At 74.2% G+C, this 10,499-nt stretch carries 9 protein-coding genes and 1 pseudogene; 2 read left to right on the forward strand and 8 right to left on the reverse strand.

Translation table 11 applies throughout. From position 1 onward, the window contains the following. On the forward strand, nucleotides 1-1,509 hold a 1,509-nt coding region (locus LJ221_RS16910), incomplete at its 5' end, for an FAD-dependent oxidoreductase (RefSeq protein WP_302852020.1). A gap of 7 nt (nucleotides 1,510-1,516) precedes the next feature. Here LJ221_RS16910 and LJ221_RS16915 read toward each other — a convergent pair. From LJ221_RS16915 to LJ221_RS16930, 4 genes are all read right to left on the reverse strand, one after another. Continuing rightward, nucleotides 1,517-2,062 carry a methylated-DNA--[protein]-cysteine S-methyltransferase gene (locus LJ221_RS16915; protein ID WP_241717566.1) on the reverse strand — a complete coding sequence of 182 codons (546 nt, stop codon included), beginning with the start codon at nucleotides 2,060-2,062 and terminating at the stop codon, nucleotides 1,517-1,519. Nucleotides 2,063-2,214: 152 nt separating this feature from the next. Beyond that, nucleotides 2,215-2,604: an STAS domain-containing protein gene (locus tag LJ221_RS16920; RefSeq protein WP_241717567.1), complete on the reverse strand. Its 390-nt coding sequence runs from the start codon at nucleotides 2,602-2,604 to the stop codon at nucleotides 2,215-2,217. Continuing rightward, nucleotides 2,601-3,731 carry a B12-binding domain-containing protein gene (locus LJ221_RS16925; protein WP_374228485.1) on the reverse strand — a complete coding sequence of 377 codons (1,131 nt, stop codon included), beginning with the start codon at nucleotides 3,729-3,731 and terminating at the stop codon, nucleotides 2,601-2,603. Before LJ221_RS16925 ends, LJ221_RS16920 begins: the two co-directional genes overlap by 4 nt. Beyond that, nucleotides 3,728-5,380 (reverse strand): PP2C family protein-serine/threonine phosphatase, encoded by a 1,653-nt coding sequence (locus LJ221_RS16930; protein WP_241717568.1) that lies wholly within the window; start codon nucleotides 5,378-5,380, stop codon nucleotides 3,728-3,730. Before LJ221_RS16930 ends, LJ221_RS16925 begins: the two co-directional genes overlap by 4 nt. A gap of 326 nt (nucleotides 5,381-5,706) precedes the next feature. Between LJ221_RS16930 and LJ221_RS16935 the strand changes: the two genes are divergently transcribed. After that, nucleotides 5,707-6,351: a hypothetical protein gene (locus LJ221_RS16935; RefSeq protein WP_241717569.1), complete on the forward strand. Its 645-nt coding sequence runs from the start codon at nucleotides 5,707-5,709 to the stop codon at nucleotides 6,349-6,351. A 149-nt stretch (nucleotides 6,352-6,500) separates the two neighbouring features. Here LJ221_RS16935 and LJ221_RS16940 read toward each other — a convergent pair whose 3' ends face one another. From LJ221_RS16940 to LJ221_RS16960, 4 genes and pseudogenes are all read right to left on the reverse strand, one after another. Further along, nucleotides 6,501-7,319 carry an endonuclease I family protein gene (locus LJ221_RS16940; RefSeq protein WP_241717570.1) on the reverse strand — a complete coding sequence of 273 codons (819 nt, stop codon included), beginning with the start codon at nucleotides 7,317-7,319 and terminating at the stop codon, nucleotides 6,501-6,503. Nucleotides 7,320-7,496: 177 nt separating this feature from the next. Continuing rightward, a complete protein-coding gene (locus tag LJ221_RS16945; RefSeq protein ID WP_241717582.1) occupies nucleotides 7,497-7,760 on the reverse strand; it encodes a hypothetical protein in 264 nt (87 codons plus the stop codon). 659 nt (nucleotides 7,761-8,419) lie between these two features. Further along, the gene (locus LJ221_RS16955) at nucleotides 8,420-9,025 is read right to left on the reverse strand and encodes a hypothetical protein (protein ID WP_308314803.1); all 606 of its coding nucleotides are present in this window, start codon (nucleotides 9,023-9,025) and stop codon (nucleotides 8,420-8,422) included. A 762-nt stretch (nucleotides 9,026-9,787) separates the two neighbouring features. Next, nucleotides 9,788-10,499, reverse strand: a pseudogene (locus tag LJ221_RS16960) (PHB depolymerase family esterase); the annotation flags it as partial.

A 10,499-nucleotide genomic window follows, 5' to 3' on the forward strand; every position in this document is an offset into this window, starting at 1 on the left:
GCGCCGGCCGGGGCGGCCCGCATCGGCGACCGCGAGGTCCGCGCGGCGGTGGTGGGCGGCGGCATCGCCGGGCTCACCGCCGCCACCGCGCTGGCCGAACGCGGTGTGGCCGTCGACCTGCTGGAGCGCCGGGAGGTGCTGGGCGGACGCGTCGGGGGCTGGACCACGGAGCTGGCCGACGGCACGTCCGTCACCATGTCCCGCGGCTTCCACGCCTTCTTCCGGCAGTACTACAACCTGCGCAATCTGCTGCGGCGTATCGACCCGTCCCTGTCGATGCTCACCCCGCTGCCGGACTACCCGCTGTGGCACAGCGGCGGAGCGCGGGACAGTTTCGCGCGGGTGCCCCGCACCCCGCCGTGGAGCGTGCTGGGCTTCACCGCCCTCAGCCCGACCTTCACCCCCTCGGGACTGGCCGGCATGAACCCCCGCGCGGCGCTTTCCCTGCTGGACGTGCGGGTGCCGGAGGTCCACGAGCGGCTGGACGGCGTGAGCGCCGCGGAGTTCCTGGACTCCATCGGCTTCCCCGAACCGGCCCGGCACCTGGCCTTCGAGGTGTTCTCCCGCAGTTTCTTCGCCGATCCCCGCGAGCTGTCGGCGGCCGAACTGGTCCTGATGTTCCACATCTACTTCCTGGGCTCGGCCGAGGGACTGCTCTTCGACGTCCCTCGCGACCCCTTCCCCGACGTCCTGTGGAACCCACTGGCCGCCCGGCTGGAGCGACTGGGAGCGCGGGTGCGCACCGGTACCGCCGCGGGGACGGTGCGCCCCGAGCGGGACGGTTTCACCGTGGTGACGGCCGAGGGCCGGGGACCGGGAGCGGAACGGGGCGAGCGCTACGACGCGGTCGTCCTGGCCGTGGACGGCGCGGGCCTGCGCGCCGTGGTCGACAACTCCCCCGGCCTGGGCGGCCCCGGCTGGCGGGCGTCGGTCGGGCGGCTGCGCGAGGCCCCGCCCTTCCTGGTCTCCCGCTACTGGCTCGGCCGGCCCGTGGCCGCCGACCGGCCCGGTTTCCTGGGCACCAGCGGCTACGGCCCCCTGGACAACGTCAGCGTCCTGGACCGCTGGGAGGGCGAGGCCGCCCGCTGGGCCGCACGCACGGGCGGCAGCGTGGTGGAGCTGCACGCCTACGCCGTCGGCCCGGGCGCGGACCGCGTCGCCGTCCAGCGGGCGGCCCTGGCCGAACTCGCCCGCGTCTACCCGGAGACGGCTGGCGCCCCGGTCGTCGACGAGCGGCACGAGTGGCGGCAGGACTGCCCGCTGTTCGCCACCGGCACCCGGCGGGACCGGCCGGGGGTTCGCACCGGCCACCCCCGACTGGTGCTCGCCGGGGACCTGGTGCGCACCGCGCTGCCGGTGGCACTGATGGAACGGGCGGCCACCACCGGTTTTGAGGCGGCCAACGCCCTGCTGGCCACCTGGGGGGTGCGCGGTCATCCCCTGCTGACGGTGCCCCGCCGGGGCCGCTCGGCGCCGCTGCGGCTGCTGGCCTCGGCCCTCGTCCGCTGAGGGACGGTCAGAACACGCAGAGCTGCCGGGCCCCGGCGGCCGGCAGGGCGCGTTCGTGCTCCAGCAGCGCCCGTTTGCGCTCCACTCCCCCGCCGTAACCGGTCAGGGCGCCGTCGGCTCCGACGACGCGGTGACAGGGCACGATGACGCCGATCGGGTTCTTTCCGTTGGCGAGGCCGACGGCGCGGGAGGCCGACGGCCGGCCGATGTGCTCGGCGAGCCGGCCGTAGGTCCAGGTCCGCCCGTGGGGGATCTCGCACAGCGCGGCCCAGACACGCTGCTGGAACGGCGTTCCGTTCAGCCTCAGCGGCAGGTCGAAGGTCTCGCGGTGCCCGGCGAAGTACTCCTCCAGCTGCCGGGCCGTCTCGGCGAGCGGCGGTCCGGCGGGCTCCGGCAGCCGCTCGCCGAAGGCCGACTCGTCGGGCCGGTGCCGCTGGGCCTCCATGTAGAGGCCGATCAGGTACTCGTCCTCGGCGACCAGGGTGAGCGGGCCGCAGGGGCTGCCGACGACGGTGTGTGTGCGCCGTCCGGACGCCCGGGGCACTGCGGGCATGTACTGGGTCTCCTCTCGGCCGCGGCCCGGATGGTTCCGGTCCGCCCGGTACCAGCATGACCCGGCGCCCGCCGGCCGACCGGCGGTTTCCGGACAACCACCCGTCGCCCCGCGTTCTCCGGCCGGGCAGGGCGGAGCGGCGGAAAGCGCGGTCAGACGGCGCCGGGCCGCCGGCCGGAATCCTCGGCCCGCCCCGGGGACTCCTCGGCAGGCGGCGCGGTGAGGTGCTCCAGGGTGCCGGTGATGTCCAGGAACCGCTCCAGGAACGGCGGGCGGTCGTCGAGGTGGAGGCGGGTGCCGCGGGCGACGGCGAGGCGGTGGACGAGCAGCAGCCCGGACAGTCCCGTGGAATCGCAGGTGCTCAGCGCGGCGAAGTCGAGGTGGAGGTCGTCCGGAGCCTGCCGGCCGCCGAGGTGCAGGCGTACGGCGCCGACCAGTTCCCCGGTGGTCTCGTGGTCGAGGTCGCCGGTGACGCGCAGCCGGACGGTGCCGGGGCCGGTCTCGGCCATGAGTGCGAAGGAGGGCCGGTGCATGGGTGTCATTCGGGCTTTCCGTGGCCGGTGGGGTCGGGGGCGGGGGCCGAAACCGTGCCGAGGGCCCGGCGGGCCCCCTCCAGCAGGCGGGTGGCGCGGGGGAAGTCCTTCAACTGCCCGGCCAGCAGGTCCAGCGCGGGGTGCAGGGAGTGCGCGGGGACCCCGCGGGCGGTGAGGATCTGCGCGGTCCAGGTCATGAAGCCGGTGAACAGTTCCTCGTCGTCGACGTAGAGGGCGGTGGACAGGAAGTCGACGATGTGGGCGACGTCCTCGGCGGTGTGCAGCCGCTGGCGTTCGGTGTAGCCGCGCATGGCCGGGAACCGCTCCTCCAGACCGGCCATGGTCTCCCCCACCAGCCGCGGGGCGGTGCGCGAGACCATCGTGTACTCCTGGTCGGCCAGGTGGGGCAGGTCGTCGACCGGGTGGTGCGCGGTGCGCGGGCCGGGCAGCGTCAGTGCTTCCCCGCTCAGCCTGTCGGCGGCGGCGCGGGCGTCGGGGGCCCAGGCGTCGGCGCCGAGCAGGCGGGCGTAACGTCCGTCGGAGCCGAAGGCCGCGCCGCCGGCCAGCACCGGGGTGCCGGCCGCCTGGCAGGCGGTGATCGCGGCGTGGGCGGTGGGCAGGCGGGTGGAGATGGAGGAGGACAGCGCGACGGCGCAGGGCCCCGTACGGTGCAAATGCGCTATCAGGTGCGGGACGGGAACCTGGGCGCCGAGGAAGTCGACCTGCCAGCCGCGCAGCGCAAGCACCTCGGCGAGCAGCCGGGCCGGCAGGGCGTGCCACTCGCCGTCCACGCAGGCGACCGTGACGCGGTCCGCCCCGGCGACGGGCCGTGCGCGGCCGCGCACGCGGTGGGCGAGCGCGGCGATGATCCGTTCGTTGATGGCGGTGGCGGCGTGCTCCTGCGCCACGGTGATGCGGTCGGCGGCCCATTCGGTGCCCACCTTCCGCTGGACGGGCGCGATGACGTCCAGCAGCACCGCCTCCGGGTCCGCTCCGGCGTCCAGTGCTGCGAAGACGGCCTTGGAGGCGGCGTACTCGTCACCCTCGCGGACGGCGTCCCACAGCCGTTCCCGCGCCGCGTGCGGGTCGGCCGCCGGCCCGGCGACGGTGGAGGCGTGGTCCGTGTGGTCGGTCAAACCGTGTCCCCGCCCCGGGCGTGACCGTCCACCGCGCCCGGGCGCACGGTGCGCGGCGCCGTGATGGCGACGACCGCCATGTCGTCGTGGCTCCTTCCCCCGACCCACTGGCCGACGAGCATCCGGACGCGTTCGACCACCGCCTCCGCCGGCATGGCCGCGCACTCCCCGAGCGCCTCCTTCAGCCGCTCCTCCCCGAACATGTCCCCGCCCAGGGGCCCGCCGCGGGCCTCGGTGACGCCGTCGGTGTACAGCAGGCACGTCTCGCCCGGCGCGAGTCCGACCGTGGCCGTGCGCGCCCTGACCTTCGGCAGCACACCGATCAGCGACCCGCGGGTGTCGGCCTCCTCCACGCTTCCATCGGCGCGCACGATCAGCGGGGCGGGGTGGCCGGCGCTGGTCAGCCGGAGCCTGACGTGGCTCCCCACGCGGGCGGCGGAGGCCAGCACGAGGGTGGCGAAGCGGGTGTGGTGCGAGCTGACCAGCGCGCCGTTGAGCAGCCCGAGCACGCGCGGATGGTCGTCGGCCATCGGCAGCAGCGCGTGCAGCGTGTTGCGGATCTTCCCGGTCAGGACGGCCGCCTCCAGTCCCTTGCCGCACACGTCCCCCAGGACGATCAGGGACTCCTCCTCCGGCCCGGCGGCGGGGTGGAGGTCGTAGAAGTCGCCGCCGACCCACTCCCTGATCTCCGAGGCGCGGTAGCCGCCGGCGAACTCGATCCCGTGCACCCGGCGCAGCTTCGGCGGGAACAGCTCGCGCATCAGCGTGGCGGTCACTGCGGCCTGCTCGGCGTACAGGCGCGCGGCCGACAGCGCGGCCCCGGCGCGGGCGGCGAACAGTCTCGCGAAGGTCTCCTCGTCCCGGCTGAACGCGGTGTGTTCGGTGCGGCGCAGCAGGATCAGCGCCCCGGCCGGGACCCCGTGGCCGGGCAGTGGGGTGACCATCGCCGAGCCCGCCGTGCCGCCGAACCGGGGCGGTACGGCCCAGTCGGGCAACAGTGCGGGATCGATCCAGCGCGAGGGCACCGGCGGAAACCCCCGGAGCGCCTCGCTCAGTCCCGGCACCGTCTCCGGGTCCGCCTCGACCGTGCCGTGCGCCGGGCCTTCGGGAGTGCCGTAGGCGACCGGGAGCCCGCGTCCGGCCGCCGGGGCGACCAGCACGGCCGCGTCCGCCAGGTGCTGTACGGCCAGGCGTACGGTCGCCTCCATGCACCGCTCGACGTTCAGGGTGGCCGACAGGGTCTCGGACACCTCCACGAGGAAGGCGGTGCGCTTCCGCTCGTTTCTCAGGGCCTCCTCGGCCAGGCGCAGCTCGGTGTCGTCGACCAGCCACCACACCACCTCCCCGTTCCCGTCACGGGCCGGGTGCGCCCGCAGGCTCCGCCCGCCGACCTCGCCTCTGGGCGCCTCCCCGGGCCCGGAGCCCGGGGAGGCGGAGAGGCGCCGGTGGGCGTCGGCCAGCCAGCACGGCACCGCCTCCTCCAGCCGCGCGCCGGGCACCGCGTCCGGGAAGAGCCCGGCGGCGGCCGTGTTGACCCCCGCCACCGCGCCGGACGGGTCGACCGCCACCGCCGCACAGGGCGCGTCGTCCCACGCCGTACCGGGCCCGGCGCCGCGCGGCCGGGTGGATGAGTCCTCGGAGATCGTCACAACCGGGGGCCTGCGGGCCCCACCACCTTCCTGCTGTTTGCCGGATGACTCGGATGACACTGCGCGGAACGCCGGGCCGGACGCCGAACAGAGGATTACCGTCCGGCAACCTTCCCCCAGATACCGTGATCAAGGCAACCGCGCAGCCCGGGCACCCCACCGGACGCCGGGGTGCGCCACACGCTGTTCCGCCCCCGCCCACAGGGAAGGCCGACGGAGCGCCCTCCGGACGAAGACCGGGATCTGGGCGGCGAACATGAGAAACCTCACCGTCTTCCCGGTTCGGGTGCGGTCGCCACACCATCCCGGAACCGAGGGAGCCCGGAGTGCTCGTCGTCGCCGCCGAGGTGACCGGGGAGGTCGCCTCGGCCGAACACGTCCGGGCGCTCGCCGAGGAACGGCGCCGGACGCTGCTGCGCTACGAGAGCCTGGGCTCGACGAGCACCGATAAGTTGTGGGTGGCCGACGCCGACGGGCTCCTCGTCGAACGCCCCGGGGGCGTCACGGGCGAATGCGCGGCAGGCCGCGGTGAGTTCCGGTGGCCGGGAACATCCCGGGCCCGGAAGGCGCTACCCACTGCGCCCCTGCGTTATGAGCGGTATGAGATGGAAGGCGTGGAAACAGTGGTGGAGACAGGACGGGCCCTTCCCCAGCCGGCCGGTGAGACGCCGATGGTCACCTCCTGCGACCGGCGGATCGCCGTGAGGTGTCTGCGGCTGCCCACCGCGGACCGGCCGATCAGCCGGGTCACCCTGGATCTCGGTCCGGGCCGCGACAGCACGCCCGGCACCTGGGCCGCGCTCACCGTCCCCGAGGCCCGCGAACTGGCACGGCGGCTTCTGCTCCAGGCCGCCCTCGCCGACGGCGAGGTCCCCCCGCTCCCCGGCTCGTCGGCGGGCTCCGGCCTTCTGCCGGACACGCCGCCCTCCCCGCCGGTGCCGCCCGGCGTGTCCGGCGCGTCCGGCCTCTGAACCGGCCCGGAAGGCCGAGGACGCGCGTCCATCCGCCCCGCCGCCGGTGGCGGCGGGGCGCGGGGCGCGGGGCGGGAGCGGACCGCGGCGGCCGGGGAGAAGAAGGTCTGAGGCGGGGGGTTACCGCCCGGTCCGCGGGAGGCGTTCCCTCACCAGATGGCCTCGACCCACTCGGGGCGGTCGATGAACGGGTTCCGGTTGTGCTGGTACTCCTCGTGGATGACCTCGTTGCGCTTCCGCTCGAAGGAGTCGGGCGGGTCCTCCCGGTGCCACTGCTTCAGGACGCTGATGCGCCCGTGGTAGGGCGCCGAGCCGTTGCCCACCCGGTCGTTGACCTCCAGATCGGCGAAGCCGTCCTCGCCCTCGTAGCGCACGGCCATGTAGAGGATCATGCGGGCCACGTCGCCCTTGACCGCGTCGCGGGGCTCGAAACTGTCGCCGTCGGTGTAGTTGCCGGGCGCCCCGGAGACCGTGCCGCCACCGTTGTCGAAGTCCTTGTTGCCCCGGATGCTGTTGACCCGTACGTCCGTGGGACGCAGGTGGTGCAGATCGGTTCCGGGTCCGGTCCTGGTGCCGAAGTCGCCGTGGGACTTGGCCCACACGTGCTCGCGGTTCCAGTCGCCCAGGCTGCCGCCGTGCTCGGACTTCGCCCGGGAGTGGCCGCTGTACAGCAGGATCACGCTGTCCGGGTCGGAGGGGTCCTCGTCGGTGTCCGCCAGCGCGTCCCAGACCTGGCTGTAGGAGAGTCTGGTCTGCTCGCTGATGATCTCGTTGAGCGCCGCCTTCAGGGCGGCGCCGGTCCTGCCCTCGGCCGACGCGTAGTAGGCGTCACCCGCCGAGGAGGAGGCGGGAGCGGCGGACGAGGCGGAGACGGGAGCGGCCGAGACGGAGGCGGGGACGGCCACGGCCAGCAGGGCGGCCGCGGCCAGGGCTATGCCTGCGGTCGCGGACCCACGGGAGCGGGACATGTGGAGATGTCCTTTCGGTAAGTCCCGGGACAGGGACTGCCAACGGGTGTTCGATATGCGGAGCCTTCCATGTGGACATGTCCCTGCCAATAGCACAAGGGAAAGGTCCCGCGACTGTCGAGGGAACACAGGTCCCTCCACCCGGGGCACACGGGACGGATCACCTCGGGCAGCGGATCACTTCAGACAGGGACCGTCCGCCCCGGTCTTCCCGGGGCCGTTCAGGAGGTAGACGCGCAGATCCCCCTTGCCCGGGGCACCCATGGCCAGTGCGCCGTCGGCGACCTGCCGGGTCTCCCCGATGACGGCGTCGGCGCGGGTGTCGTTGGGGACGCCGGTGCGGTTGACTTCCCCCCTCGCCCGAAGGACCGGGCGCCCTGCCCGAGAACCCGGTGGCGGCACTCCCCCCGCCGCCCCCCTCACCCGGATCGGGTTCGGCACCCGCGCAGGGGTCCGAGCGGGCGACCGCACCGTCCCTTACGGTGATGTTCCCGGTGCCCAGGTCGTAGTCCCACCCGCCGTTGTTGCCCCAGGCCCCGAGCCGTTGTCGAAGGTGACCCGCGGTCCGGACGCGCCGCCCAGGCCGAGGACCTTCTTTCCCCCCGGTCCGCACAGGCCGCCTCCATCACCGTCCCGGGCGCGGTCGTCCACCGCCCCCCGTCCGACGCCCGGTGTGGGTTGCGCTCGGACCAGTTCCCGGCCCTGGTGCGCTGGAAGACCGTCACGGTGTCCCCGGTCTCAGCCGCGACGGGCGCGGTCCCGCGAGGACCGGCTCGGTCCGGCTTCGGCCACCGGCCGTGCGGTGCGACGGAACGACGGAACCGAAAGAACCGCCGCGGCCCTTCCACAAGTTGTTGCGGTGTCGGGAATTTACCTGTTCATGACATTCAGTAAAGAGCCGGAGGGCGGATGGGCCCGGGAGGACCGGCTCGGTCCGGCTTCGGCCGCCGGCGGACAGCGCTTCCCGGGAGAGCGCCGCGCCCGCGGCCGGCGAGGGCGGCGCGCACCCGCCGGCCGCGCATCCCCCGCACCGGCACGGTGCGGTCGGCCGGGGAACCCGGCGCGGCGCCGGCGTACCCGGCGAGCCGCGCGGCCCGGCGTCAGCCCAGGTCCAGGCGGGCGGCCGCCTTACGCAGCATGCCCGCCTTCTGCTCGACCGGCTTCTGCTGTTCGCCCTGGAGCGCGCTGACGACGGTGAGCGCGCCGGTCAGGACGGGGATGCTCCACTGGGCCCAGCGCAACTGCCGCTCGGCGTCCTCCGTGGAGGCCGGGTGGTGCTGGGCCCCGGCCGCCTTGTCCGGGTCGGAGGAGGTGGCCATCTCCAGTTTCTTGCCCATGACGCGGCTGTACGCGGTGGCCGCCAGAGCCGCGCCGGTCAGGACGGTCTTGAGTGCCGAGGAGGCCCCCACCCCCCGCTGGTGCTCCACGCGGTACATGTTGGAAGCCAGCAGGGAGGCGGCGCCCGCGAGGTGGGCCGCGATGGCCAGCCCGTTGACCGGCGCCCACTTCGCCCAGCCGATGCTCGCGATCCTGTCGCCGGTCGCGGCGTCCTCCCACTCCCTGGCGACGCCGTTCAGACCCACGGCTCCCATCAGGGAGCCGCCGAACCATGCGCCCATCCCCAGGTCGTGCAGGCTGCGAGCGAGCGTGTTGCGTTCGGACACGATGATCTCCAGTTCGCCTCGTCCGATTCGAGCGATATCCACGTCATTCGAGAATTTCGCGGCATTCAAGGCATACCAGAGGTTCCCGCGGACCGCCGCCCGGAGCCGTACGGCCGGGCGGCGACACCCGTGCCCGCGGCGGGAGGATCGCCGTAGGTGTGGCGTACTCCGTCTCCCGGAAAGGGCGGGCCCCGTGGTCGGCCCCTCCAGTGTGGCCCGCTGCCCGTCGATGCGCACAAGCCTCACGTCCTTCCGGCCGTCGGAAGGTGCGCGCCGACCGCCGCGCTCCGGCGGAGATCCGCTTCTCGAAGGCGGTGGAACCGGCGAGGGCGAGCTCGCCGCCGGCGCAGTCCAGCGGCGCCGCGGTGTTCCCGCGGCCGAGGAAGAACTGCCCGATGACGACCAGGGCCGGGAAGCCGACCAGCGCGACGGCCCGCACGTCGTCCCGGTCCGGCTCCTGGTCTCCTGTACGCCGCCTCCGCCCACACCGCCCCTGACCCCGCCGATGACCCCGGGCGCCTCGAACGGCGTCTGCGGGTCCGCGGCCGCACCCTACTCGCTGGTGCGCTCCAGGGCGGCCAGAACCTTGTCGTGGGCGGAGCGGTTGAGCGGCGCCTTGGGGAGTTCGATGACTCCGTCGCGCACGCTCGGACCCGAGTCGTTGCTGCGGACCGGGCTCCGGCGAAGTGGTGCGTCCGGCTTCCGGCGAGTATTCACCGACTGTTGGGGAACGGCGCGCCAGCCGTACGGCCCACCGCGGCACCCGGATGTACTGGTGGGCCACGGCGGGCCGCGGCGGGTTCCTCAGCCGCAGTGAGCCGTCCGCTCGTACCAGCCGGGTTCGGTCTCGGTGAGGGGGGTGACGGTGTAGACGTTCCACAGGCCCAGCGCGTCACCGGAGCCGACCGCGTAGGTGTAGCCGTACCGGACGGTGGCGCGGCCCTGCTGCACATGGGTGTAGTTGCTCGCCGTGAAACAGGCGGGCGCCCCCGGGTCACCGGGGTCGCCCGGGTCACCGGGGTCGGCGTCGCCCAGGCCCCAGTCGGCGGTGATGTACGCCGTCGAGCACATCAGGTCGGCGGCGTACGAGCCGGTCGTGCCGCAGCCCTCCGACGGACGCACCGGGACGGCGTGTCCCATGCCGGAGACCCGGTAGTCGCGCACGACGGTGCCGGCGGAGGATCCGTAGTCCTTCCGCGTCACCCCTCCGGGCAGCGAGGCCGAGCCGTCCGCGGTGGCGTCCGTGCCGTGCGCGTTCGTCCACTGCTTCACCAGCTCCTCCGCGTTCACCGGGGCGACCGTGGTGTCGGAGGCGCCGTGCCAGATCGCGACCGAGGGCCACGGGCCGCCGTGTCCCGGGTTCTGGGCGCGGACCAGATCGCCCCACTGGGCGGCGGTCTTCGTGACGCCCGGATTCATGCAGCCGAAGGCCCCGACCATGCTGGTGGCGCAGCCGTGCGGCACACCGGCCAGTACGGCGCCGCCCGCGAACACGTCCGGATAGGCGGCGAGCGCG

It is taken from the genome of Streptomyces sp. CNQ085, assembly GCF_022614595.1.
GTDB lineage: Bacteria > Actinomycetota > Actinomycetes > Streptomycetales > Streptomycetaceae > Streptomyces.